Source organism: Pseudomonas sp. AN-B15 (assembly GCF_019056475.1).
GTDB classification, from domain to species: domain Bacteria; phylum Pseudomonadota; class Gammaproteobacteria; order Pseudomonadales; family Pseudomonadaceae; genus Aquipseudomonas; species Aquipseudomonas parakoreensis.
Window position 1 is genome coordinate 2,862,010 of the sequence record NZ_CP049737.1, and the last position, 23,940, is coordinate 2,885,949.

At 60.5% G+C, this 23,940-nt stretch carries 20 protein-coding genes and 1 pseudogene; 10 read left to right on the top strand and 11 right to left on the bottom strand.

The genetic code is table 11. The features are described from left to right. Position 1: 1 nt before the first annotated feature. From GTQ41_RS12860 to GTQ41_RS12870, 3 genes are all read right to left on the bottom strand, one after another. A complete protein-coding gene (locus GTQ41_RS12860; protein ID WP_047294212.1) occupies positions 2-1,132 on the bottom strand; it encodes an acyl-protein synthase in 1,131 nt (376 codons plus the stop codon). Beyond that, positions 1,132-2,397, bottom strand: a complete 1,266-nt coding sequence (locus tag GTQ41_RS12865) for an MdfA family multidrug efflux MFS transporter (RefSeq protein ID WP_047294214.1) — start codon at positions 2,395-2,397, stop codon at positions 1,132-1,134. The genes GTQ41_RS12860 and GTQ41_RS12865 overlap by 1 nt, the downstream gene beginning before the upstream one ends. Before the next feature lie 250 nt (positions 2,398-2,647). Continuing rightward, positions 2,648-2,785, bottom strand: coding sequence for a hypothetical protein (locus GTQ41_RS12870; RefSeq protein ID WP_177327908.1), 138 nt, complete (start codon positions 2,783-2,785; stop codon positions 2,648-2,650). Between the two features lie 157 nt (positions 2,786-2,942). Between GTQ41_RS12870 and GTQ41_RS12875 the strand changes: the two genes are divergently transcribed. Continuing rightward, positions 2,943-3,131 carry a hypothetical protein gene (locus GTQ41_RS12875; RefSeq protein ID WP_047294216.1) on the top strand — a complete coding sequence of 63 codons (189 nt, stop codon included), beginning with the start codon at positions 2,943-2,945 and terminating at the stop codon, positions 3,129-3,131. An 18-nt stretch (positions 3,132-3,149) separates the two neighbouring features. Here the strand turns inward: GTQ41_RS12875 and GTQ41_RS12880 are convergent, their stop codons facing one another. After that, complete coding sequence (locus tag GTQ41_RS12880; RefSeq protein WP_047294218.1) at positions 3,150-3,527, bottom strand: fe2+ zn2+ uptake regulation protein; 378 nt, start codon at positions 3,525-3,527, stop codon at positions 3,150-3,152. A 288-nt stretch (positions 3,528-3,815) separates the two neighbouring features. Between GTQ41_RS12880 and GTQ41_RS12885 the strand changes: the two genes are divergently transcribed. Beyond that, positions 3,816-6,161 carry an acylase gene (locus GTQ41_RS12885; protein WP_047294220.1) on the top strand — a complete coding sequence of 782 codons (2,346 nt, stop codon included), beginning with the start codon at positions 3,816-3,818 and terminating at the stop codon, positions 6,159-6,161. 89 nt (positions 6,162-6,250) lie between these two features. Here the strand turns inward: GTQ41_RS12885 and GTQ41_RS12890 are convergent, their stop codons facing one another. Next, on the bottom strand, positions 6,251-7,252 hold the full coding sequence (locus tag GTQ41_RS12890; RefSeq protein ID WP_047294222.1) for a FecR family protein: 1,002 nt from the start codon (positions 7,250-7,252) through the stop codon (positions 6,251-6,253). Positions 7,253-7,404: 152 nt separating this feature from the next. Here GTQ41_RS12890 and GTQ41_RS12895 point away from each other — a divergent pair, with 152 nt between their 5' ends. Continuing rightward, the gene (locus GTQ41_RS12895; RefSeq protein ID WP_047294224.1) at positions 7,405-7,674 is read left to right on the top strand and encodes a PepSY domain-containing protein; all 270 of its coding nucleotides are present in this window, start codon (positions 7,405-7,407) and stop codon (positions 7,672-7,674) included. 54 nt (positions 7,675-7,728) lie between these two features. Here GTQ41_RS12895 and GTQ41_RS12900 read toward each other — a convergent pair whose 3' ends face one another. Next, positions 7,729-12,558: a DUF6543 domain-containing protein gene (locus tag GTQ41_RS12900; protein ID WP_080963273.1), complete on the bottom strand. Its 4,830-nt coding sequence runs from the start codon at positions 12,556-12,558 to the stop codon at positions 7,729-7,731. 230 nt (positions 12,559-12,788) lie between these two features. Here GTQ41_RS12900 and GTQ41_RS12905 point away from each other — a divergent pair, with 230 nt between their 5' ends. Beyond that, positions 12,789-13,829 carry an Ldh family oxidoreductase gene (locus tag GTQ41_RS12905; protein WP_047294225.1) on the top strand — a complete coding sequence of 347 codons (1,041 nt, stop codon included), beginning with the start codon at positions 12,789-12,791 and terminating at the stop codon, positions 13,827-13,829. Positions 13,830-13,995: 166 nt separating this feature from the next. Here the strand turns inward: GTQ41_RS12905 and GTQ41_RS12910 are convergent, their stop codons facing one another. After that, a complete protein-coding gene (locus GTQ41_RS12910; RefSeq protein WP_007961870.1) occupies positions 13,996-14,313 on the bottom strand; it encodes a YqjD family protein in 318 nt (105 codons plus the stop codon). A 153-nt stretch (positions 14,314-14,466) separates the two neighbouring features. Here GTQ41_RS12910 and GTQ41_RS12915 point away from each other — a divergent pair, with 153 nt between their 5' ends. Further along, complete coding sequence (locus tag GTQ41_RS12915; RefSeq protein WP_003224595.1) at positions 14,467-14,721, top strand: hypothetical protein; 255 nt, start codon at positions 14,467-14,469, stop codon at positions 14,719-14,721. Between the two features lie 8 nt (positions 14,722-14,729). Here the strand turns inward: GTQ41_RS12915 and GTQ41_RS12920 are convergent, their stop codons facing one another. Continuing rightward, positions 14,730-15,644: a LysR family transcriptional regulator gene (locus GTQ41_RS12920; protein ID WP_047294227.1), complete on the bottom strand. Its 915-nt coding sequence runs from the start codon at positions 15,642-15,644 to the stop codon at positions 14,730-14,732. Positions 15,645-15,728: 84 nt separating this feature from the next. Here GTQ41_RS12920 and GTQ41_RS12925 point away from each other — a divergent pair, with 84 nt between their 5' ends. Continuing rightward, positions 15,729-16,652, top strand: a complete 924-nt coding sequence (locus GTQ41_RS12925) for a carbon-nitrogen hydrolase family protein (RefSeq protein ID WP_047294229.1) — start codon at positions 15,729-15,731, stop codon at positions 16,650-16,652. Between the two features lie 140 nt (positions 16,653-16,792). Here GTQ41_RS12925 and GTQ41_RS12930 read toward each other — a convergent pair whose 3' ends face one another. The 3 genes and pseudogenes from GTQ41_RS12930 to GTQ41_RS12940 all read right to left on the bottom strand — a co-directional run bounded on the left by GTQ41_RS12930 (position 16,793) and on the right by GTQ41_RS12940 (position 19,907). Next, positions 16,793-17,266, bottom strand: coding sequence for an LEA type 2 family protein (locus tag GTQ41_RS12930; RefSeq protein WP_007966053.1), 474 nt, complete (start codon positions 17,264-17,266; stop codon positions 16,793-16,795). 64 nt (positions 17,267-17,330) lie between these two features. Then, complete coding sequence (locus tag GTQ41_RS12935; protein ID WP_047294231.1) at positions 17,331-18,797, bottom strand: nucleobase:cation symporter-2 family protein; 1,467 nt, start codon at positions 18,795-18,797, stop codon at positions 17,331-17,333. Positions 18,798-19,012: 215 nt separating this feature from the next. After that, a pseudogene (locus GTQ41_RS12940) lies at positions 19,013-19,907 on the bottom strand (LysR family transcriptional regulator). Between the two features lie 99 nt (positions 19,908-20,006). Here GTQ41_RS12940 and GTQ41_RS12945 point away from each other — a divergent pair. The 4 genes from GTQ41_RS12945 to GTQ41_RS12960 all read left to right on the top strand — a co-directional run bounded on the left by GTQ41_RS12945 (position 20,007) and on the right by GTQ41_RS12960 (position 23,913). Beyond that, entirely contained in the window at positions 20,007-21,098 is a 1,092-nt protein-coding gene (locus tag GTQ41_RS12945) for a polyamine ABC transporter substrate-binding protein (protein WP_047294675.1), read from the top strand. Positions 21,099-21,114: 16 nt separating this feature from the next. Then, positions 21,115-22,074 (top strand): agmatinase, encoded by a 960-nt coding sequence (gene speB, locus GTQ41_RS12950; protein ID WP_047294233.1) that lies wholly within the window; start codon positions 21,115-21,117, stop codon positions 22,072-22,074. Positions 22,075-22,195: 121 nt separating this feature from the next. Next, positions 22,196-23,314 carry a cell division protein ZapE gene (gene zapE / locus GTQ41_RS12955; protein ID WP_047294235.1) on the top strand — a complete coding sequence of 373 codons (1,119 nt, stop codon included), beginning with the start codon at positions 22,196-22,198 and terminating at the stop codon, positions 23,312-23,314. A gap of 17 nt (positions 23,315-23,331) precedes the next feature. Further along, positions 23,332-23,913 carry a DinB family protein gene (locus tag GTQ41_RS12960; RefSeq protein WP_047294237.1) on the top strand — a complete coding sequence of 194 codons (582 nt, stop codon included), beginning with the start codon at positions 23,332-23,334 and terminating at the stop codon, positions 23,911-23,913. Positions 23,914-23,940: the final 27 nt, after the last annotated feature.

Genomic DNA, 23,940 nt, shown 5'->3' on the forward strand with positions numbered 1-23,940 from the left:
ATCAGTGTTTCCCCAGGAATTCCGAAGCGGCCATGGCGCAGCTCCGCGCGGGCGCCGTGCCGGCGCGGCCATGCAACTGGAACCAGTCGCTCGCCAGACCGCAGCCGCAACTTGCAGCGGGATACAGCGTGGCGAGGTCGCTCATGACCACCGCGTGGGCGGGACTTGACGAGATGTAAGGCGAGACCAGACTGAGCAGGCCGCACTGCCCATAGGGCAGGACCGAAAAGTCCACGGGGCTGCGCACGTACACTTTCGAATAGACCGGCACATGAAAATGGTGGTGGGCGCACTCGATATAAGGCACCGCGTGCTCGACGGCGCCGTAGCCATCGCGACAGTCGTTGGCATCAATGCCCAATTGTTGCTGGATCCGCGCGTACAGCTGTTGCTTGGGGACTTCTTCGGTGGCACGGGTTTTCCAGCCGCCACCAAAGAACGCCAACGATCCGGCCGGCAGTTGCAGATCCGTCGCGCCGGTGGCGCGCATGCGTTGCAGGGTTTCCCAGAGAAAGGCCGGGAAACCGAAGATGCGCACCGGCAAACCTTCTTCAGCAAAGGCTTGCAGGGCTGTTATCACGCCGAACAGATCGAAGCGATGGCCGTCACCGTCGGCCCGTAGTGCATACACCACCCGATTGACCGGGGCAAAGCCACACAGAAACTGATCGGTGAACGATGTGCCCAAGGTGATTCGCGCCTGGGGTTCGTAGCTCAGCAACAGGTAATTGCAGGGCGTATGCGGTGTAATCCAGCCGTACTGCGCGAAGATCCGCTCGACCATGTACTGCGCCGCACCCAGGCTGCGCGCGTCATAACGCATGCGGCTTTTTTGCCCGCTGGTGCCGGAGGACGTCAGTTGCAGCGCGTCCTCGCCCGTGGAGCTGAGCAGCAAATGCTGTTTGAAGAAATTGGCGAAAATCGGTGGCAGCTGCGACCAGTCCTCCAGGGTTTCGAGGTCTTTGGCTGCAATGCCATTGGCGTTTAGCCAATGCTCATAACCTGGGGTCTGTTCGATGTGAAAACGGGTGATTTCGAGCATCGCACGATCAAACAGACCGGGCGCCAACGAGTCCGCACAGTAGGCGGCCGGGGATGCACAGAGTGCGTCACTGTGAGGGAAAAGGTGCATTAGCGGGCCTCCTCAGGTGTAGCCGGGGCAAGGCTGGGTTGCTTTGACAAGTGCACAAAGCGCTGGATCAGCGGCAGGCACAGCAAACCAGCGAGTGCCGCGCACAGGGCGAAACCCTCGAGACTGTCGGCACCGCCAACAGCGGCTATCAGCGAACCGCCCGTGCCCATTACGACAATCGAGAGCATGCCGATGGTCGCGGAAACCAGGCCCTTGCTGTCATCGCTGGCGAAGAGTGCCAACCGGTACAGCGCTGCATTGCTCATGCCCAGGCCAATGGCATACAGCGACAGGCTGGCAATCAACAGCGGCAGCGCAGTGCTGGACAGGGCTGTGCCAATCAATCCGGTCAGGCCCAGGCACAGTGGCCATAGCGCAATGCGAATGACCCGGGTCAACGAGTGGCTGGCGAGCAAACGATCGAGGATCAGATTGCCGACAATCACGGCGCCAAAGATCGGGATCTGCCACAGCCCGTATTCGCGCGAGGACAGGCCCAGCAACTGCATCAGCAGCAGCGGCGACAGCCCGATCCAGGCAATCAGCGGCAGGCTCATCAAGCCCAGTGCGAGGCTGGCGTACAGGAAGTGGCGGTTGCCGAGCAGGGTCAGATAGCGATGTCCAACCTGCCGTGCGTTGAACGCAACGGGTGCCTGTTGTTGGCCGTCGTTGCGCATGACGTCGATGGTTTCGGGCATGCAGACATACAGCCCCAGCCAGGCAACGGCCGCCGCCAGGCCCAGGCCGAGAAACAGCGTCCGCCAGCTCAGCCATTCGAGCAGCAGGCTGCCAAGCAATGGCCCGAGCAGCGGCGACAGCAAGGCCACATTGCCCAGCAGTGCCATCAAGCGCACGGCATCCGCTTCACAGAAAACTTCCTGCAGGGCCGGATAACTGACGGCCACAACGAAGCCCAGGCCCATCCCCTGCATCAGCCGCAGCAGGTTGAACGCTTCAATGCTGCTGGTGCCAAAGGTCGCGGCACAGGCCACGCCGAACAACAGGCACCCGCTCAACAGCAGCCGCCGCCGGCCAAAACGGTCGGAGAGTGGACCTATCAGCCATTGCAGACAGACACCACCGATCAGGTACAGATTGAATGCGTAGGGAACATGCCGCGCGTCTGCTTCTAATTCCAGGGTAACGGCCAGCATTGCCGGCATGATCAGGTCGCTGGCCATGTAGGTCAGCAGTTCAAACAGGGAGACGGCCAGACAGAAGCCGATGGCCTGTCCGGGGCTGATATCGATAAGTGTTCGTTGCATGCGCGGATGAGCTCGTCTGGTTGGGCTTCAGGGGCGCAGAGAGTAGAGCGGAGGGGAGGGGGATTTACACCAGACGGGTGTGACCAGAAATATCAAAAATGCGCAAATCGTTGCAGCTCGAAGAGTCCTACAAAAGCTTGATCAACGTCTTACACGAGCAGGTCAGATTAGAGACAGAAAGCGCCTGCTATTCAGCAGGCGCGGTCGTTCCGGGAACACAGTTTTTAACGTTTATGCGGGGAGTCATCGCCTATCGATGTTGGTAATAACCGGGACCTTCCTGGTACCGATGGTGGTCGTCATGCCAGCCGCCGTGGGGGAAAATGATGCAGCCGCTCAAGGTCAGTACGGCAAGGACGGGAATCAGCCAGGTGATTCGACGGAACATTTCAAAAATCCTCATGGTTACGCCGTCATGAAGCCAAAACTCTTCATCGGCTGTAACATGAGACCGCGTTTATCAAAGCCCATCCCCGCAACACGGTATGTGCATGGCATGCAACCGGATACAAACCGGATACATTTGAAAGGTTCAGGAACCCGCAATGACCCAGAAGCAACGTTTGAAATATTCGATACTGATCGCGCTGTCGGTGCTGGCGATCATGCTCGGCCTGTCGTGGCTGCAAAATGCCGGGATGATCAGCGAGAAGACGTTCCAGTACATCGCCATCGGTGTGGCGGTGGTCGTGGTGGTGATCAACGGGGTGATGCGCCGCAAGGTCAGACCCTGACGGCGATCGCGGGACGCTTCAATCGTGATTGAGCACGGCAGCAGCCTGTGGATGCAGGCTGTAACTCTTGTCCGGGTTGAAGGTGACAACCCCTTCGGCACACAGACGCTTCAACACTTCGCGCACGCTGAGAAAGGACAACGGAATATCCAGGTCCAGCAACTGGCTGTGCACACCGCGCACGCCCAGGCGTCGATCGTTTTGCGCGGCGACCAACAGCGCGTCGATGACCTTCAGGCGAATCAGGCTGGTGCGCAGGCCGAAGCTTTTGAGCAACAGGCGAATGCGCTCATTGCCCTGGCGTTCGGGGCTGGGTGCGAAACTGCTCGCGCGGGGACTCATGGAAGCTCCTTGTGACGCCTGGCTACCGTCCGTTGGTAGTTGCGAGTTGTACATGGGTTACTCCTTTGCAGAGCCTGTTCAGGAAACGTTTTGGCTGCTCTCAGTAAACAAGACGTTTCAGCACGACAAATCATGAAAGGAAATATGTAGAAATTTTGTCGGTTATTCGTTGTTTTCCCGTCATCGGCGGTTTGTCCCTTGGGCAAACGGGCTAAATATTTTTTTGCTGCATTCGTTTCCTGAACAGCCACCTTGCGCCCAGGCGCAGGCGTCAACTTCAGACCGAGTTCGAAGCTTGCGCAACGCACGCGCCGAACCGTGTCCTATCGATCAGGAGCGAGTGTGATTATTTCCAGGCAGTTAACCGGGCTGGCCCTCGCCAGCGCGTTTCTCGGGCTCAGTCTGTCGGCCCATGCATTCAGTCCCGCCACGCCAGCCAGTGCCGATATCCGCCGCACCGCATTTGGCGTGCCGCACATCCGCGCCGAGAACGAGCGCGGGCTGGGTTTCGGCATCGGTTACGCCTACGCGCAGGACAACCTGTGCTTGCTGGCCAACGAGATTGTCACGGTCAACGGTCAGCGCTCGCGCTATTTCGGGCCGCATCAGTTCACCGTCGAACAACGCGAGAATCGCGTCAGCGACCTGTTCTTCACTTGGCTCAACACCCCCGAAGCGGTGAAAGCCTTCTGGGACGCGCAACCGGCGCAGGTGCGCGATCTGGTGGCAGGTTACGCCGCCGGTTACAACCGCTATCTGGCCGAACGCCGTGAGCAAGGTCTGCCGCAACAGTGCCAGGGCGAGTGGGTGCGCGATATCGCTGCCGAAGATCTGGTGAAGCTTACTCGGCGCTTGTTGGTCGAGGGCGGTGTCGGGCAGTTCGCCGAAGCCCTGGCGGGCGCGACCCCGCCGCAGGCCACGGCGCAGCTCGACAGCAGTGCCAAGGCCTATCAGTTGGCGGACGCGCGCCTGCAGCGCTTCGCTCTGGATCGCGGCAGCAACGCCGTGGCGGTCGGCAGTGAACGCTCATTCAACGGACGCGGCATGTTGCTGGCCAACCCGCATTTTCCTTGGGTCGGCGGCATGCGCTTTTACCAGATGCACCTGACCATCCCCGGCAAACTGGACGTCATGGGCGCCGCCTTGCCGGGGCTGCCGATGATCAACATCGGTTTCAACCAGCATCTGGCCTGGACCCACACGGTCGATTCATCGAAACACTTCACCCTGTATCGCCTGCAACTCGACCCGAAAGATCCGACCCGCTACCTGCTCGACGGTAAATCGCTGCCGCTGGACAAGCAGACCGTCACCGTGCAGGTCAAACAGGCGGATGGCCAGGTGGTGCCGGTTTCGCGCGATGTCTACAGCTCGCAGTTCGGCCCGATTGTTCAGTGGCCGGGCAAACTCGACTGGGATCATCAGTACGCTTACAGCCTGCGCGACGCCAATCTGGACAATGATCGCGTGCTGACGCAGTGGTACGCGATGAACCAGGCGTCAAGCCTCAAAGCCCTGCAGGATTCGGTGCACAAGATCCAGGGCATCCCGTGGGTCAACACGCTGGCCGTGGATGACAAGGGGCAAACGCTGTACATGAACCTGTCGGTGGTGCCGAACGTCAGCGCCGACAAACTGGCCAAGTGCAGCGACCCGCGCATCGGTTTGCAGATGATCGTGCTCGACGGTTCCAACAGCGCTTGCGCCTGGGATATCGATCCGCAAGCGGCGCAGAAGGGCATCTATGCCGCCAGCCAGCTGCCGCAACTGTTGCGCAAGGACTTCGTCCAGCACTCCAACGATTCCGCGTGGCTGGCCAACCCGGCACAACCGCTGACGGGGTTCTCGCCACTGATCAGTCAGGATGGCCAACCACTGGGCCTGCGATCGCGATTTGCGCTGGAGCGTCTGAGTGCGCTGGGCAAAAAGGGGCCGCTGGCGGTCAAGGATCTGCAGCAGATGGTAATGGACGACAACGTCTATCTGGCAACCCAGGTGCTGCCCGATCTGTTGAAGTTCTGCGCTGCGGATCTGGGGGCAGACGCGGCGGCGTTGAAGCCGGTTTGTGTCAGCCTCAAGGGCTGGGATGGCCGGGCGAATCTGGATTCGGGCATCGGTCTGGTGCATTTCCAGAACATCATGCAGGCGCTGCAAGCGTCGCCGGATATCTGGCGGGTGCCGTTCGATCCAAAAGACCCGCAACATACGCCACGCGGGTTGGCGATCGAGCAACCGACCGTGAGCAAGGCCCTGCATGAAGCGCTGCTGACGTCGGCCGCCACCGCGCAGAAAATGGGGCTCAAACCTGAAACCCGCTGGGGCGATATTCAAGTGGTGAGCAACGGCGCTCAACAAACTGCGATCCACGGCGGGCCCGGGACGCTGGGAATCTACAACGCGATCCAGAGTGTGCCGCGTGAAGACGGCAAACTCGAAGTGATCAGCGGTACCAGCTATCTGCAAGTGGTGAGCTTTGATGACAAAGGCCCACATGCTCAAGGGCTGCTGGCGTTCTCGCTGTCGAGCGACCCCGAGTCGCAATATTCCCGGGATCAGACCGAGGCGTTTTCGAAAAAACAGTGGAGCGTCTTGCCATTCACTGAACAGCAGATCGCTGCCGACCCGCAGTATCAATTGCAGACCGTTCGCGATGTGGCGGGCAAGAGCGCTGAGGTGGTTGCGCAGTAAGTCAGTCTGAACAAAAAAGCCGCTGTTCCCTGAATGGGGACAGCGGCTTTTTATTGCTCCGGGTTCACCCTGGCAGGTGGTGTCCGGTTTCAGGTTTTCGGCGGCTGCCGCGGCATCGAATTGATCACCGGATCACCCTCGGTGTTACGGGTCAGGTAGACCGGCAACACCTTGGGCAGGGTGTTGACGAGGCCGCCGAGTTCTTTGACGTTGTAGACACCGCCGACACGGATGGCGCCGGTACTGGCGTCAGCCAGTTTCAACGGTTTGCTCAGGTAGCGATTGATCAGCGGCAAGGCCTCATTCAGTGCCAGGTTGTCGAGCACCAGTTTGCCATTGCGCCAGGCCAGAGCGTTGTCGTTGGCGTAGGTCTGACTGATTTGTGGCATGTAATCGCCATGCCGGTACTGCGCCTGCATGGCGGGCCCCAGGCGCAGACCGTCGCCGGGCAGTGCGGCGTTGCTGGTTACCAGCACCGAGCCTTCGATCAGATTAATCCGTACCTGATCTTCGTAGAGCCAGACATTGAAACGGGTACCCGTCACGCGGATCTTGCCTTCGCCGGCCCTGACCACGAACGGGTGGGAGAGGTCGTGACTGACTTCGAAAAACGCCTCGCCTTTTTTCAGGGTGACTCGGCGTTGGTCCTTGTAATTGCTGAAAGTCAGCTCGGTGTTGAGGTTGAGTTCGACTTGACTGCCATCGTTCAAGGTAACTTGACGGACATTGTCGGTGGCTTCGAAGTGCTGATAGCTGTCGGGCAACCAGCCCAGATTCCAGCCACTGTACGCCGCCAGTGGCAAGGCCAGTGCGCAGACGCTCGCCGCCATTGCATAGCGACGCCAGGCGGGAACCGGTTTATTCAGCGGTACTTCCGGCAGCGCCTGCGGACGGGGCAAGTGTTCGGCAACGTCCCAGATTTCCAGCATGGCGTCATATTCGAACGCATGCAGCGGATGCGCATCGCGCCATTGCTCGAAAGCCAGACGCTCTTCGGCGGAGCAGTCTGCGGCGTGCAGACGCATGCACCAGTGCGCGGCGGCATCGGTGATTGCATCGTATTCGGCTTCCGAGAGAGATTCTTGGGTCATTGACTCGTCCTGATTTGCTGCATTCTAACCTTGCGGGTCGGGTGCCGAGAACATCCGTCATGGCAATTGCCCATCAAAGTGGAACTTATTTTTCCGTGTGGCGCCCAAAAACAGGACGTTAGACGAACATCATCCACAAATGGAGTGAAAAAATGATCAAAAAAACCTTGGCCGCTGCAATCGCCACCGCCGCCTTGTTCAGTGCCGGTGCTGCCATGGCTGACCGTCCCGGTGCGGGCTGGGTCACCATCGAAAAGGCTATCGAGATCGTGAAAACCAAGGCCGGTTACGTCGAAATCTATGAAATCGAGGCCGACAATGACGGCTACTGGAAGGGTGAGGGACGCAAGGCCGATGGTTCGGTGTATGAATTCCGCATCGACGGTGCCTCGGGCAATGTCCTGCGTGACCAGAAAGACTGATTTCAACTCGCGATAAACAATGCGCAGGCCAACCGCCTGCGCATTTTTTTTGCTTCAGTCGAGTCCTGGGTGAGTTTGTGGCACCGGATCAAGCTGACGGCCCATTTCACAGATCAGAAAGGCGATCGAATCGGCATTGCGTAATATGGTGTCGATTCGTGGATGTGGGTTGGTCGGGTTGAGAAAAGCCGTTCGCGCGTCTTCCAGATTCGCGGTACGTGTGATCTTGAGAATTTCCTTGCGTACATGATTCATGCCCTCGATCTTGTCGATATCCAGCCACTCTTGAGCGTCATGACTCCAGCGTGAAAACAGCTCTTCACGGGGCGTGGACAGTGACAGTGCTTCACGCTGAAATCGTGTCTGTACCTGTTTGCGGTCCGCTCCATAACCGGTCACCGTAGCGATCAAATCAGCAAACGGACGCCGTGCTTCGAGGGAGGCAATGTCTACGGTTTTGTTGAACTGATGGGAAAACTCGTGGATCAGCGTCGCTGCCCGCGCATGCCCTTCGACATTGAAGGGCTCGGTCAGCCCCGTGTTGTACCATTCCAGTTCTTGATTGAAGAACTTTTCGGTGAAATGGACTTTCTTGAGTAGATCGCCCTCCAGTACGAAGGCAATTACACCCGAGTCGGGCTGTCTGTTCGAGCCGACCACAAAGCGTCGGGTATTCAACAGGTCCTCTGTTGGATCGACCAGAGCATCACAGATCGGCACGATGGACTGCTTCAACTTGCGCAGTATCTCGGCATCAATCTGTTGCACGTCAAAAAAAGACTTGAGAAAAGTATCGAGGCGGGTGCCCGGCACATCGTTTCGTAGCTGAACAAGATTGTGCAGGCTGTTGAACGCGTAATGCCGGGCCAGATCAATTGCCTCGATCAACATGTGTGCTTTTTCCGGATGGCGGGCGCGGATTTCTTCCATGCCTTGCGCCTCGATATTCAGCATGTAGCGGGCCTGGCGATGGGTGGTGTAATGGTTGACCATCTTCGACAGGGTCTTGCCGAAATGCACGGTATGGCGATCCGGGTCCAGCACCAGCTGCCGGGAAGCGGTGTGCTGCAACACCGGACCTGGCTGGCCGGCGCCCTTGATCTGCCAGACGGCTCCCGGCCGTTGCACGGGATAGACTTTGCCGGCAATGGGGGCGTAGGTCGCTTGGGTTTTCAGGTCCTGATACGTGCCCTCGGCAGCATTGTGGGTCAGATCCTTCAGGGCGATCTTCGAGGTTTCGAATGCCTGCAACGCGGTGCGCTGCGGATCGGTCGGCTTGGTCTGCGCAAGGACGGGGGCGCTCGGCGCGGTTGGCTGCGACGGTTGCGGCAGCATCGGGTCTTGAGATTCCAGACGTGACTCCAGAGCCAGCCGCCCAAGACTGATCATTTGCGCTGCGCCGGCGGTAAAGGTTTCCAGCGCACGTTTCCAGTGGTGATCCTGCAACGCTTCGGCCGAGCCCTTGAAATCCTTGTAGCTTTGCCAGAGAAACTGCGCACAGGCGAGTTTGCCCGGCAGCACGCCCCGGACCAACTGGATGCCGGAACTGAACAGGTGCTTCGCGGTGTCCCAGTCCGTCTGCGCCGACGGCATTGAATGGCCGCTCAGCAAGCTTGGCAACAAGGCCAGGTTGTCGTCGAACAACTGCAGCAACCAGTTACCGTTGACCGGGGTGGTGGCCAGGGTCATCTCGCTCGTCTGGCCGCTGCTCGCGTTGAACAACGCGCTGAAGATCGAACGTTGAGTTTCCGGCAAGCGGCGCAGCAACAGGTCCTGCAGTGAGCCCGGCGTATTGAGCGCGGCGATCACTGCCGCCTCATCCTCGAATTCACTGAAAGCGTTTTCACCGTGGTAGGGCGCATACAACACCTGGGGGCCGGGTTTTCCCGCAGGTCCGATCAAGTACAGCGCCAGTGCCTTGACCGCTGATGCTCCGGCAGTCTTGACAAGCGCCAGGGGCCGGGCAATGGCGTCGGCCCCTGGCACGGTCGCGCGGGCCACGGCGTCGGGCATGTCGAACACCTGAGAAATCAAGCCGAAGGCTTTCGACGACAAGCGTTGTTGCAGTTGTAACTGATGGGCGTGCTGCAGCAATTGCCAAGGCAGTTGGCGCAGGAAACGCTGTTTGCGTTGTTCAGCGGCGACATCACTGGCGGACAACACTGAGGTGATTTTATCGGCAAACGTTGTTGCAACATTCAGGGACAGCAGCAGGCTCCTGACTGCTTGCTGATCAAGCCCTGTCGGCAGCGCCCGGTCAGTGCCCGAGCGGAGGGTGAATGCCGTGTTCTGTGCGAGATGCGCATGGTTCAGGGCGAAATCGGTCAGGCTCATCGCCGGCCCGATCAGCGCCAGTGCCGGAGTGACGATGATTTGCTCGGGGTCAAGATCCTGCCTCTGCAAGCGGCTTTTCAACAACGTTTGAAGCGTCTGCCGGATATAGTCACGCACGGTTGGCAGCGCGTGAAGATAATCCTGATCGTCAATGACGCTGTGGCGCCACTGTTCCAGCAGTTCCAGATGCAACTGCTGCGCTTCAAGCGTGGCCATGCCCAGCCAGGCAGGCAACGAATGCTGTTTGCCGATCGCCCGCGCCAGAGCGGTGGCGCGCTGCAGGTTGGTCTCCACGACGTGCTCACTCAACGTCCTGAGGATTTGAGTTTCCCGCGGCTTTGGCCATTGACGGCCCCGTACCTGTTCACAGCGCTGAAGAAACTGTTCGATCGCCGAGTCGGCCCGATCCTGCAGGACACTGCGGCTGATCAATTGCCACTGTCCCAGGGTGTAGTGTTGATGGAACCCCTGGTGCCGGGGAAAGAGGTTATCCAGCAGCATCAGGCGTTTGTGCGGATCCACCAGCCGCTGGTCCAACACCTGTCTGGCATGCTCGATCGAACGGAAGACTTCCAGGCCCAGGGCTGGTGTCCACAGTATCGCGCGTCCCGAGTGCTGCGTATCGCGGCCACCGCGTTCCGTGAGCAGGACGCAGTTGGCCAGCGGCAGCATTTCGCTCTGCCCGGCGACCTGCAACGTCAATGACCAGGCATCCGGCTGAAAACCGTTGAGTGCCTTGCGGCGGCCGCGATCCGGTTGATCCGGATTGAACACGGTGTCGACCAGCGCTTGCTCATGGCGGCTCAGCGTGCCATTCAGGACGCTCAGCCGTGCTTCGGCTGTTATGCCGACAGCCAGGGCGTGCGCCAGCTTCGCGGCGATTCCTTGCAGGTAGGTGCGCTGCAGCGCCGTGACGGTCAGCGGTTGGGCGGCAAAGTCTGCGGCGAGGCTGGGCATGATGCTGTCGAATTTGCGCACTTCGGCCGCGGCGGTATCCGCCAGCACCCTTGAAGGTAACTGGTTGCCGGCGAGCGTCGGCCGGGTGCTCCAGCGCCCGTGGGCATCCAGGGTCTCAAGCCGCTCGTGGAGCATCGAACGGATGTCCAGGGCCTTGTCGAACAGTGCGCGAATATCTACGGCGCCGTCGCTGTGCCGATACCACTGCAAGGCGTAGTCGATGTTCTGTCGCTGCTTGGTGATGATCAACTCGAGCAGCACGCTGAAAACATCTCCGGCAATCGATTGGCCGGAAACCTGCGGCTTGTCGAAACCGAGAAAGCGTTGCCGCTCGTCGAGATTCAACAGACCGTAGAGTTCGTCTTCGTGCCCGGGGCTGGCAAATTTGCCGAGCAGCATGGCTTTGAGATCTTCGTAATCCCTCAGTACCTGCAAGCCGTGGGTCGGGGTATACAGGCAGCTGTCGGAATGGCTGATCATCAACGCGCCGGCCAGCTCCACGAAGTTTGCCTGATGCTCCCACAAACGTACGGTTTCCAGCGTCGCGCGGCGTGCCGGACCGTCACTGAAACCCAACGAGGTCAGCAGGCTGTCGAAGGTGTGCTGCTCGATAATGCCAGCCTCGCGTTTGAGCAAAAAGTCTGCCAGCGCCTGCTGTCGAATGATCTGCGCCAATACGCTGCGCCGCGAGACTCCGTCAGCGCTGGGCCCATTCCAGTAACGCTCCATTTGTTGATACAGCCACACCAACAGTTTGCCCGACGCCGTGGTAATGGCTGTTTCCCAGTGTTGCTGATCACTGGCCTGGACTGTCCGGTCCGGGTGCGAAAACTCATGGGTCTGGCCAACCGGCCATCCGGCGTGGCGGTAGTGCAAAAGCAGCGCATCGCCAAGTGACAGCGCTTCAAACCCGCCCAGTGAAGGACGGTCGCTCGATGCCGGGCCGTTTGCTGCGCCGGTTGCGTACAGGTTCACGCGTGTGCGGGTCTGGTCGACGCCAGGCATCGTCGGCGTCAGGAGTGCGTCGAGTATGCTTTGGAGCAGGCTTTCCAGTTCGGGCAGTTGCATCAATTCATCGTGCATTGCCTGCGCGTTGAGTCGCAGGCAGTGATCGATGGCAGCGCGTTGATCTTCGAAGATATCGCCCTCGACAAGCTGATAGGTCACGCTGACAGCGCGTCGTTCGACCAGCCGTTTGCGTTGTGACAGGGCGAGCAACGCCAGCAGCCGATCATCTTCGGTGACACGGTTCAGGCGCTCCTCCAGGTGTGCGGTCAGGCTGGCGAGGCTGGCATGTTTTTTCAGCCCGTCGAAGGGGGTGTACAACATGACGCCGCGATCATCGGGGGTGGCACTGAGTATGAAGCTGCCGGCCAGAGGCACCGCAGGCGTATCGTCGGTGTTGAGCAGGATTCGATGGGCAAGCATGGGCGGGGTTTGCTGACTGCGCAGTGCGTGGGTGGCCAGTTGCACGTGGCTCAGCCACTGGAAGTCAGCGGTGGACAAGTGATGGACATTGCCGAGTTCACGCCACAATCCGGGGGAATCGAGAAAGGACAGGAACAGCAGCGGAGGCAGGGGAGCAGGCATCATCGGGTCTCGTTCAGGGCACCGTCCGGTGCACCGGTAAATTGAGACTCGAGACTAATGACCGGCCAGATGACGCGGGTGGTACATAGTTACCGCACCAGCGGCAGCGCCGTGTGCTTGCTGCGACAAGGCTTCACCGCAACGGTTGACAGCACCCGTGTCTGACGTGGTTAATCGGTGGGCTGGATATTCGTACGCTGTTGTTCCCTCCAATAATTAGTCTGGAGCTTCAGATGTCTGCGCCACACGAACCCCTGTCTTCCCTCGCTGCGTCCACACTCTCGCTCGAAGCGTTGACGCAATTGCTTGAAAAGGTTTTTCTGCGCCATGGTACGTCGGCGTCCGTCGCCCGTACCCTGGCTGCCAATTGTGCCGGTGCCGAGCGTGACGGCGCGCACAGTCATGGGGTGTTCCGTATCCCCGGGTATGTTTCGACGCTCAACAGTGGCTGGGTCAATGGTCAGGCGGTGCCGCTGGTGGAGGACGTGGCCTCCGGTTTTGTGCGAGTCGATGCCGGCAATGGTTTCGCCCAGCCGGCGCTGGCGGCGGCCCGGTCGCTGCTGGTGGAGAAAGCGCGCAACGCCGGGATCGCCGTATTGGCGATTCGCAATTCCCATCACTTTGCGGCGCTTTGGCCGGACGTCGAGCCGTTCGCCGAGGAAGGCCTGGTGGCGCTCAGCGTGGTCAACAGCATGACCTGCGTGGTGCCCCATGGCGCCGACAGACCGCTGTTCGGCACCAACCCGATTGCCTTTGCCGCGCCCCGGGCCGGCGGAGCACCGATCGTGTTCGATCTGGCGACCAGTGCCATAGCTCACGGCGACGTGCAGATTGCCGCACGCAAGGGCGAACGGCTGCCTGCCGGAATGGGTGTGGACGGTTTGGGTCAGGCGACGCAGGATCCGAAGGCCATTCTTGAGGGCGGCGCACTGTTGCCGTTTGGCGGCCACAAAGGTTCGGCGCTGTCGATGATGGTCGAGCTGCTGGCGGCGGCGTTGACCGGCGGGAACTTTTCTTTCGAATTCGACTGGTCGAACCATCCCGGGGCCAAAACACCGTGGACCGGGCAGTTGCTGATCGTCATCGACCCGAGCAAGGCTGCCGGGCAACCGTTTGCCGAGCGCAGCGAAGAGCTGGTGCGGCAGATGCACGGCGTGGGGTTGAAACGTTTGCCGGGCGATCGTCGGCATTTGCAGCGCGCGCGATCAATGGCCGAAGGGATCGTGCTGGATGAGCAGACGCTGGCGCAGTTGCGAGCGCTGGCGGGGGAATAATGGGCAGATGACCGATGTGGCGAGGGAGCTTGCTCCCGTTGGGTTGCGAAGCGGCCCCCTTTGTCTGCTTGAGAATAGGGGGACTGCCGCGCAGTCCAGCGGGAGCAAGCTCCCTCGCTACAGATTTATTGTCAGGCCTTGAACAATGCGCGCTGACAAACGTCGCTTAGCGACGACCGAGCAACAAGCCCACCACCAGGCCAAAACCGGCGGAAATCGCCACGGTCTGCCACGGATGGCCGCCAATGTAGCTCTCGGTGGCCTCGACCGCCGGTTTGGTGCGTTCACGCACGCTGGACACCGAGTCCAGCGCCTGTTGCAGCTTCAGGGCGATTTGTCCGCGCAGGGTCTCGGCTTCCTCGCCCACCAGTGAGGCGCTGCTCTTGAGCAGTTTGTCGGACTCTTCGATCAAAGCCTGAAGTTCGCTGAACGCCTGATCCTTGATTTGGTCTTCGACGGCTTGCACGCGGGATTTGCGGGCCATTGGGTGACTCCTTGCAGATGGATGAACAGTGATCAATGGAGTGTGGCGCTGACGGAAAAGTTGCACTGATTTTAGGTGCGAAAGAAAAACCTGCGCGGGAGATTTTCGCCGAGCGTGTAAGATGTCGCCATTTTACGCAGCAGGTATTTCCCCATGAGTTTCAATCTGGCCGACAAATCCCTCGCCGAGCGCGCTGCGCTGGAAGACGAGAAATCCCGTCTGTTCGAACTCTGGCAGAACAATCTGGGCAAAGCCAAAGGCGAAGCCGCGCGGTTGTTCGGCGAACGCTCCAAGCGCAAGGGCAAATGGGCCGAGTGGGTGCGCGCCGAGCTTGATGGCATGTCCCCGCCGGAATTCGCCAACATGGTGCGCAGTGAGGTCAATCGACTGATGGCGGCCAACAAGTAACACAGCCGTCAGTCTGCGTTGAAACACGCAACAATCGCCTCACGTACCTTGATCACCACCGGGTCGATCTGCGTGCTGGTGCGCCAGCCCAGTTCGATCGGGTAACGCGGCAGCGCCAGCGGGCAGGGCAGCAGCATCAGTCCGCTGAGCTGGGCAATGGCCTGGGCGGCATGGGTCGGGATGGTTGCCACGGCGTTGCTGCCCTTGAGCAGATGCGGCAGCGCGGCAAAGTGGGTGGTGGAGGCGCAGACCCGCCTGCTCAGCCCCAGCGCCGCCAGACCTTCATCAGTTATGCCGATAAAGCCGCCCGATGACACCAGAATGTGCTCACGGGCGACGAACTCCGGCAAATCGATGCCCTGTTGACCGGGCGCCAGACTGCCCGGATCGACCAGACAGGCATAATCCCCTTCACCCAATACCAGACGACTGAGCAGGCGCTCGGCAAATCCGCCGGCGGTGATCGCCAGGTCGATGCTGCGCTCCATCAGGGCGCGAGCGACGATCTGGCTGTGGGTCTGGCGGAAGATCAGCCGCAGCTTGGGTGCACAGCGGGCGATTTCTTCGATCAGGCGCCGGCCATAGGCTATTTCGAAGTCATCGGACAGGCCCACCGTCACCGAACGGCCGTCATAGTGATGGGCCGCCGGGTCGACCATCGCCAGGCTTTGCCGGCATTTGTTCAGCGCCTCGCTGACCACCGGCTTCAGTTGATTGGCCTTGAGCGTCGGTGCCAGACCGCGTCCGGTGCGCACGAACAATTGATCACCATACACGTCACGCAACCGGCGCAACGCCGCGCTGACCGCCGATTGGGTCACGCCCAGACGCAGCGCCGCACGGCTGGCGCTGGACTCCTCATGCAGGGCTTCGAAGACTTTCAGCAGGTTGAGATCGACGGATGCGATATTCATTTGGCTCATATCATTCAGCAGTGAATCGGTCTTTATTCATGATCCCGCGCCGCCGCAGAATCGGCAACACTTGAACCTGATGGAGTGACTGCAATGCCCAAATCAATCGTCGCCGCCCTGCAGATTGGCGCCTTGCCCGGTGGCAAGGGTGAAACCCTGGAACAGATCCTCAGCTGGGAAGACGCGATCAGCGAGTCCGGCGCGGCGTTGGTGGTGATGCCGGAAGCGTTGCTCGGTGGCTATCCGAAAGGCGAGGGCTTTGGCACTCAGTTGGGCTATCGCCTGCCCGAGGGGCGCGAGGCCTTCGCACGCTATTTCGCGAACGCCATTGACGTGCCGGGGCCCGAGACCGAGGCACTGGCCGGCCTGTCTGCGCGCACCGGGGCCAATCTGGTGATCGGCGTGATCGAGCGTGCCGGCAGCACGCTGTATTGCACGGCGCTGTATTTCGACCCGCAGGCGGGGCTTGTGGCCAAGCATCGCAAGCTGATGCCGACCGGCACCGAACGGCTGATCTGGGGCAAGGGCGACGGCTCGACGCTGCCGGTGCTCGACACTCAGGTCGGTAAACTCGGTGCGGTGGTGTGCTGGGAAAACATGATGCCGCTGCTGCGCACGGCGATGTACGCCAAAGGCATTGAAGTCTGGTGCGCGCCGACCGTGGACGAGCGTGAGATGTGGCAGGTCAGCATGCGTCACATCGCCCACGAGGGCCGTTGCTTTGTGGTCAGTGCCTGTCAGGTGCAGGCTTCGCCGAACGCGCTGGGCGTGGAGATTGCCAATTGGCCGGCGGATCGACCGTTGATTGCCGGCGGCAGCGTGATTGTCGGGCCGATGGGCGATGTGCTCGCCGGGCCGTTGCGTGGCGAGGCCGGGTTGCTCACCGCTGAGATCGATACCGATGAACTGGTACGGGCGCGCTACGACTATGACGTGGTTGGCCACTATGCGCGGCCGGATGTGTTTGAGTTGAGTGTCGATGAACGGGCGAAACCGGGTGTGCGGTTCACCGCATAACGTCGGGCTGATTGAAAAAACTGTGGGAGCTGGCTTGCCAGCGATGGCGGACTGTCAGCAACGACGATGTTGGCTGAGCGACCCTATCGCTGGCAAGCCAGCTCCTACAGGTATTTATGAGCGGTTTCAAAATTGTGTATTTACCACGTCGCAGCAGTGGCCTTTGGCAAACTCAGCTTGCCGCTGTCGACAAAACGCATGGTGCCGAACACCCCGCCCGCGAGTTTGCCGCGCAAGACGTAAGGCAGGTTATCGAGGGTTTGGGTCTGGCTCAGGCCGAGGGTCTGGCGCAGCACCGAGAACGCCGAAACGCTGACCGGCACGCTGACCACGGTTTCCGAGAAGCGCGGGATCGAGCCGACCTGATCGCTGACGCCCGAGGCCAAGGGACGGCCGTTGACCTCCAGATCCAGGGCGATACCGTTGTAATCGATGGCCGTTTCATTGGGGTTCTGCACCCGCAGCTTGATCGCGAAACGCACTTCCAGATCCTGACTTGGCAACGGTTCGAGGCCGACCACGTTGATGTTCACCGGGTCCCGGTTGGGAAACAGCGCGCAGGCGCTCAGGGACAACAGCAGCAGGGACAGGATGACGGCGTGGACGCGGCGCATAAACAGTCTCTCAACGAAAAGGGCTGAACCGTTGCCGGTTCAGCCCTTTTTTCATGGCGTCGCGTCAGCGGTTCAACTGTGCGACCGCCGCTGCGCTGGCAGGTTCAGCTTTGGCCGGCAGATCGGGGTTTTCCATGACCTGCAGAATCGACGCTTCCGGATCGAAATCGTCTTCTTCCAGTTCAATGAATTCTTCCGGCAGGAAGATATTCAGCACGATAGCGCACAACGCACCAACGGTGATCGGCGATTCGAAGATGTTACGCAGCGCTTGCGGCAACTCGCGCAGCACTTCCGGTACGGCGGCGATGCCCAGGCCCATGCCCACGGAGATCGCCACGATCAACATGTTGCGCCGATGCAGGCCAGCCTCGGCGAGGATCTTGATCCCGGCCACGGCCACGGTGCCGAACATCACCAGTTCGGCGCCACCGAGCACCGGTTTGGGCATCAGTTGCAGCACTGCACCGATCATCGGGAACAACCCCAGCATCACCAACAGGCCGGCGATGAAGAACGCCACGTAGCGGCTGGCCACGCCGGTCAACTGGATCACGCCGTTGTTCTGCGCGAACGTGACCATCGGCATGCTGTTGAATACTGCGGCCATCGCCGAATTGAGGCCATCGGCGAGCAGACCGGACTTGATCCGGCGAATGTACAGCGGGCCCTTGACCGGTTGCCGTGAAATCATCGAGTTGGCGGTCAGGTCGCCAGCGGCTTCCAGTGGCGAAACCAGGAAAATCACCGCCACCGGCACGAACGCCACCCAGTCGAAATTGAAGCCGTACTTGAACGGCACCGGTACGCTGACCAGCGGCACTTCGGGCATTGAAGCGAAATCCACGGTGCCCATCAGCCATGCGACCACGTAGCCGAGGGTCAGGCCGATGACGATGGCGCCCAGGCGCAGAAACGGCACGTCAACGCGGTTCAACACAACGATGGTGCCGATCACCAAAGCGGCCAGGAATACATGGCTGGCTGCGCCCAGATCAGGCGCGCCGAAACCGCCGGCAATGTCGGTCATCGCCACTTTGATCAGCGACAGACCCATCAAGGTGATGATGGTGCCGGTGACCACCGGAGTGATCAGCATCCGCAGTTTGCCGATGAACTGGCTCAGCACCACTTCGATGAACGCGGCGAAAAAGCACACGCCGAAAATGGTCGAGAGAATCTCATCGGTGCCGCCGCCCCGGGCCTTGACCATGAAGCCGGCGCTGAGAATCACGCTGATAAAGGAAAAACTGGTGCCTTGCAGGCACAGCAGACCGGAACCGACCGGGCCGAAACGCTTGGCTTGAACGAACGTGCCCAGGCCCGAAACGAACAGCGCCATGCTGATCAGGTACGGAATTTCACTTTGCAGACCGAGGGCGCCGCCCATGATCAGGGTCGGGGTGATGATGCCGACGAAGCTGGCCAGTACGTGTTGCAGTGCGGCGAACACCGTGGCGGTGAGGTGCGGACGGTCGTTGAGGCCGTAGATCAGATCGTTGTTGCGCGGGACTTTTTCAGAGGCGGTCATGGTGTTTTGCGCGCCGTGAGGCGGGGCCGGGTCAGAAAATGGAGGCGCAGGATGCCGGAAGAGGGCGGCGAGGGCAACGAGCAAAAATTGCCTGAAAGGTCAGGTTTTATTGGGTTTGAGGAGGATTTTCCCTTAAATCAAAAGATCGCAGCCTTCGGCAGCTCCTACATTTTGCATTCCTGTAGGAGCTGCCGAAGGCTGCGATCTTTTGATCTTCAAACAAAGGCTGCGAGCAAATCCTCCTCAAACGCCTTCTGCGCATCCCCCGGCACCTGCGCCCGGTGCCGTGCCAGATGAAACGCCACGTCGAAACTCAATTCTCCAGGCCGCAGCGCGCGCAGCAGTCCCTTGTCCTCCCAGACCCGCGCGTAGTGATCGGGCAAATAATCGATGTGCTTGCCGGAAAGAATGAACGCGAGGGTACCTTCGACCTGCTCCGAACGCGCGGAACAGCGCTGGTCCGCAATCGGCTCGCCACGGCGCATGAACCGATACGGATGATCGACCCGGTCGCACGCCTGCAACGCCGCGTCATCCGGCGCATCGACGCTGAACAGCGGATGTCCCTGTGCGCAGTACAGATGCTGGGTTTCCCGGAACAGTTCGCGGTAATCGAAGGCGCTCTGCACCTGTGAGAAATAACCGATGGCCAGGTCCAGCCGCTGTTGCAGCAGCAGGCGCTCCATCTCCCCGGGCATCGCGCTGATCAACTCGATGCGCACCGACTCATCGCGACTCACGAAAGCGCCGGATCGCATCCGCCACCCGCAGCAGCACCGACTGATCGACTGCTTCGGAAAGGCCCAGCCGCACCTCACCGATCAACCGTCCGGCGACGCCGTTGGATTGATGGCGGAAGGTTTCGATGGATGCAAACAGCGTGCGAATTGCGATCAGCAATTGCTCGCCCTTGGGCGTCACGCTGAAACCACCCTTGCCCCGGCTGCACAGGCGATAACCGAGGCGGGTTTCCAGCTTGGCCATTTGCTGACTGATGCTCGACTGGCTGAGGCCCAGCTCACCTTGCGCCGCGCTGAAGCCGCCACATTCCACGACCCGCACAAACAGGCGCAGCAACTGCAGGTCGACGTCGTGAAGCTGACCGAGCATCACATTACTCCCGGATAAAGTCAGGTTAACAAACTTGATATTTCTGCAATGTATCCGACGGCGCATCCTGCCACCACTTCCTCCGGTCAGGTGTTCGTCATGGCTCCCGTATTCAAGCTGTGTTTTCCCGCGCTGTTGTTGTCCGTAGTCATCCAGGCACAGGCCGAGGACAAGACCCTCAATCTCTACAGCTGGGCCGATTACGTGCCGGCGCAGACGCTGCAGCGTTTCGAGCAGGAGACCGGCATTCATGTGCGCTACGACACCTTCGATACTTCCGAGGTGTTGGAAACCAAACTGCTGACCGGTGGCAGCGGTTATGACGTGGTGGTGCCGTCGTCCAGCGTGCTGGCCCGCGGCTTGGCGGCGGGAGCGCTGAAGGAAATTCCCCATGAGGGCCTCAAGGGTTACGCCAACCTTGATCCCGATCTGCTGGAAAAACTCGCCGCCGTTGATCCCGCTAATCGCTACGCCGTGCCTTATACCTGGGGCACGTTGGGGCTGGGGCTGAATGTCGAGGCGGTGAAAAAGCGTTTGCCGGATGTGCCACTCAACAGCCTCGACCTGCTGTTCAAACCCGAGTACGCCAGCAAGCTCAAGGACTGCGGAATTGCTGTGCTCGATTCGCCGCAGGAGGTCATTGGCCTGGCGTTGCACTACTTGGGTAAAGATCCCTACAGCACCGACAAGAATGATCTGGCCGCCGCCGAAACCTTGTTACAGAAACTCCAGCCTTCGGTGCTGTATGTCGCCACCGGCCGGCAGATCAACGACCTGGCCAATGGCAGCGTCTGTCTGGCACTGACCTACAACGGCGACGTGAGCATGGCTGCCGATCAGGCGCACAAGGCCAGCAAACCGTACGAGGTCGCTTACCGGATTCCGCGCGAAGGTACGTTGATCTGGCAGGACAACCTGGCGATTCCCAAGGATGCGCCGAACCCGCAGGCGGCGCGGGCGTTTATCGAATTCATGCTGCGCCCCGAGTCCGTCGCCGAGCTGACCAACACGCTGTTTTTTGCCACCGCCAATCAGGCTGCAACGCCGCTGGTGGACGAGGCGGTGCGCAATGATCCGGACATCTATCCACCCGCCGAAGTGCGCGATCGGTTGTACGCCGACCGCAGCATGAGCCTCAAGGACATGCGTCAGCGCACGCGTCTGTGGACCACTTTCCGTAGCCATCAATAATCAAAGGAGCACACCGATGGACGTGCCGATGCTCAACGACCAGGCCATGACCCGTGACAGCCTGTACGGGACTGCCGCCGAAAGCACTTACGCCGGGATCACCAGTTTCATGCGTCGCCGCTACAGCCGTGATTTGCGCGACGTCGACGTGGCGGTCAGCGGGGTTCCGTTCGACACCGCTACCAGCAATCGCCCGGGCGCGCGTTTCGGGCCACGGGGGATTCGCGCCGCGTCCACCGGGATCGCCTGGGAACGGCACTGGCCGTGGGCGTTCGATCCGTTCGATCATCTGGCGGTGATCGACTACGGCGATTGCGACTTCGATTACGGCTCGCCGCACACCATTCCGGAAAGCATCGAGGCTCACGCCGAACGCATTCTTGATGCCGGCAGCGCCATGCTGACGTTTGGCGGCGACCACTTCATCACCTATCCGCTGCTCAAGGCCCATGCGCGCAAACACGGCGCGCTGTCGCTGATCCACTTCGATGCGCACAGCGACACCTGGCCGGACGAGGGTAGCAAACGTGTCGATCACGGCACCATGTTCTGGCATGCGGCCAAGGAGGGCCTGGTCGATCCGGCGCGCTCGGTGCAGATCGGTTTACGCACCACCAATGACGATCATCAAGGCTTTGCCGTGCTTGATGCACGTCAGGTACATCGGCGTGGCTGCGAGGCGATTGTCGAGGCAATTCGCGCACGGGTTGGCGATCACCCGGTGTACCTGACGTTTGATATCGATTGCCTGGATCCGGCCTTTGCCCCGGGCACCGGCACTCCCGTGTGTGGCGGGCTGAGCACGTTGCAGGCGCTGGAAATCCTCGGCGGTTTGCGCGGGATCAATCTGGTGGGCATGGACGTGGTGGAAGTGGCTCCGGCTTACGACCATGCGGACGTAACGTCACTGGCAGCGGCAACCCTGGCCATGGAAATGCTCTGCCTCTACGCTGCCCGACACAAAGTCGACCTCTGACACCCCACAACCCCTGTGTAGGAGCTGCCGAAGGCTGCGATCTTTTGATCTTTAAAACAAAATCAAAAGATCGCAGCCTCGTTGCACTCGACAGCTCCTGCAGGGATATATACTGCCGCGCATGACTTTCGACTCTCCTCTAAGCGCCTGGCAACACGCGATCAAGCACAAGGGCTTCATCCAGGATGAAGCCCAGGAACATGCGGTCTGGGCGCTGCAAAAATGCCATGAAGCCTTGCATGCCGGTGCCCGTTCGGTCGCCGGCGTGTATTTGTGGGGCCCGGTCGGGCGCGGCAAGACCTGGTTGATGGATCAGTTCTATCAGAGCCTGCGGGTGCCGGCCAGACGGCAGCACTTTCATCATTTCATGGGCTGGGTGCACCAGCGCTCGTTCCAGTTGACCGGGATCGCCGATCCGCTGCGAGCGTTGGCCAAGGAACTGGCGGCGCAAGTGCGGGTGCTGTGTTTCGATGAGCTGTTCGTCAACGACATCGGCGACGCGATCATCCTCGGTCGGCTGTTTCAGGTGATGTTCGACGAAGGCGTGGTGGTGGTCTGCACCTCCAACCTGCCACCGGACGAGTTGTATGCCGACGGCTTCAACCGCGACCGGTTTGTCCCGGCGATTGCTGCGATCAAGGCGCACATGCAGGTGGTGGCGGTGAATGGCGCCGAGGATCATCGCCTGCATCCGGGTGCGGGTCTGCAGCGGTATTTTGTCGTTGCGCAGGGGCAGGACAGCGCGCTGCAGCAGGTCTTCCAGTCGCTCAACGCCGGGCAGCCCGCCAGCAACGAGCCAGTGCCCGTCGGCCATCGCCTGTTGAACGTGGTGCAGGCCAGCGAATCGGTGCTCTGGTGCCGCTATACCGATCTCTGCGAACAACCGTTCGCCGCGATGGACTTCATCGCGCTGTGCGACCGCTATCGGTCTATTCTGTTGAGCGACGTGCCGAACCTCAGCGCGCAGAAGCGCGAAGGGCGTATCGCTCGCGGTACCGAGGATGGCTCGGCGCAGGTGGTGGCCGGCGACCGCGAACTGCCGCAACTGTCGGTGCACGACGACGGCGTGCGTCGCTTCATCGCCTTGGTCGACGAGTGTTACGACCGTAAAGTCCCGCTGTACATTGAGGCGCAGGTGCCGATGGACGTGCTGTACACCGAGGGTTATCTGGAATTTCCGTTCCGGCGCACCCTCAGCCGATTGCAGGAGATGCAGTTGCAGCGTTTTGCCGAATCCTGAGCGCAGAGGGCGCGAACATGAGCCAACCGCTGTCGCATCATTTATTGACCATGGCCTACCAGAACGCGTGGGCCAATCATCGCTTGGGCAACGCCTGGGCCCAACTCGACGCTGAGGCTCTGGCAGCGCCACGGGTGAGTTTTTTTCCGAGCATCCGTCTCACGCTCAATCACATCCTGACGTGCGACTGGTTCTACGTCGACGCGCTGGAACGCGAATTGCGCGGTGACGAGCCGCATCCCGACTGCTATGTGTTTTTCGAACGTGACGAGCCGTTTACCGAGGCCTCCGCGCTGCGTGAAGAGCAGGCGCACGTGGACCGTCGGTTGATCGCTTATTGTGAGCAACTGCGCGATGCCGATCTGGGGCGGATCGTCACCATCGCCCGGGAAACGCCGCAGCACGACAGTCGCCTGCGCATGCTTTCGCACCTGTTCGAGCATCAGATCCATCATCGTGGGCAAGTGCATGCGATGCTCAGCGCGACCTCGGTGAATCCGCCGCAACTGGATGAGTTTTTCTGCGCTGGCGAGAGCGGCTTGCGTGCTCAGGATTTTGCCGAACTGGGTTGGACCGAGGAGCTGATCTGGGGGCGCTGACGCTGGAAAATCAAAAGATCGCAGCCT

Coding starts and splice junctions, on each gene's coding strand:
- GTQ41_RS12910 (WP_007961870.1), bottom strand. CDS start 14,313: ATGGCCCGCAAATCCCGCGTGCAAGCCGTCGAAGACCAAATCAAGGAT.
- GTQ41_RS12880 (WP_047294218.1), bottom strand. CDS start 3,527: ATGTACAACTCGCAACTACCAACGGACGGTAGCCAGGCGTCACAAGGA.
- GTQ41_RS12870 (WP_177327908.1), bottom strand. CDS start 2,785: ATGTTCCGTCGAATCACCTGGCTGATTCCCGTCCTTGCCGTACTGACC.
- GTQ41_RS12860 (WP_047294212.1), bottom strand. CDS start 1,132: ATGCACCTTTTCCCTCACAGTGACGCACTCTGTGCATCCCCGGCCGCC.
- GTQ41_RS12875 (WP_047294216.1), top strand. CDS start 2,943: ATGACCCAGAAGCAACGTTTGAAATATTCGATACTGATCGCGCTGTCG.
- GTQ41_RS12900 (WP_080963273.1), bottom strand. CDS start 12,558: ATGATGCCTGCTCCCCTGCCTCCGCTGCTGTTCCTGTCCTTTCTCGAT.
- GTQ41_RS12895 (WP_047294224.1), top strand. CDS start 7,405: ATGATCAAAAAAACCTTGGCCGCTGCAATCGCCACCGCCGCCTTGTTC.
- GTQ41_RS12945 (WP_047294675.1), top strand. CDS start 20,007: ATGGCTCCCGTATTCAAGCTGTGTTTTCCCGCGCTGTTGTTGTCCGTA.
- speB (WP_047294233.1), top strand. CDS start 21,115: ATGGACGTGCCGATGCTCAACGACCAGGCCATGACCCGTGACAGCCTG.
- zapE (WP_047294235.1), top strand. CDS start 22,196: ATGACTTTCGACTCTCCTCTAAGCGCCTGGCAACACGCGATCAAGCAC.
- GTQ41_RS12890 (WP_047294222.1), bottom strand. CDS start 7,252: ATGACCCAAGAATCTCTCTCGGAAGCCGAATACGATGCAATCACCGAT.
- GTQ41_RS12915 (WP_003224595.1), top strand. CDS start 14,467: ATGAGTTTCAATCTGGCCGACAAATCCCTCGCCGAGCGCGCTGCGCTG.
- GTQ41_RS12865 (WP_047294214.1), bottom strand. CDS start 2,397: ATGCAACGAACACTTATCGATATCAGCCCCGGACAGGCCATCGGCTTC.
- GTQ41_RS12930 (WP_007966053.1), bottom strand. CDS start 17,266: ATGCGCCGCGTCCACGCCGTCATCCTGTCCCTGCTGCTGTTGTCCCTG.
- GTQ41_RS12935 (WP_047294231.1), bottom strand. CDS start 18,797: ATGACCGCCTCTGAAAAAGTCCCGCGCAACAACGATCTGATCTACGGC.
- GTQ41_RS12920 (WP_047294227.1), bottom strand. CDS start 15,644: ATGAGCCAAATGAATATCGCATCCGTCGATCTCAACCTGCTGAAAGTC.
- GTQ41_RS12960 (WP_047294237.1), top strand. CDS start 23,332: ATGAGCCAACCGCTGTCGCATCATTTATTGACCATGGCCTACCAGAAC.
- GTQ41_RS12905 (WP_047294225.1), top strand. CDS start 12,789: ATGTCTGCGCCACACGAACCCCTGTCTTCCCTCGCTGCGTCCACACTC.
- GTQ41_RS12925 (WP_047294229.1), top strand. CDS start 15,729: ATGCCCAAATCAATCGTCGCCGCCCTGCAGATTGGCGCCTTGCCCGGT.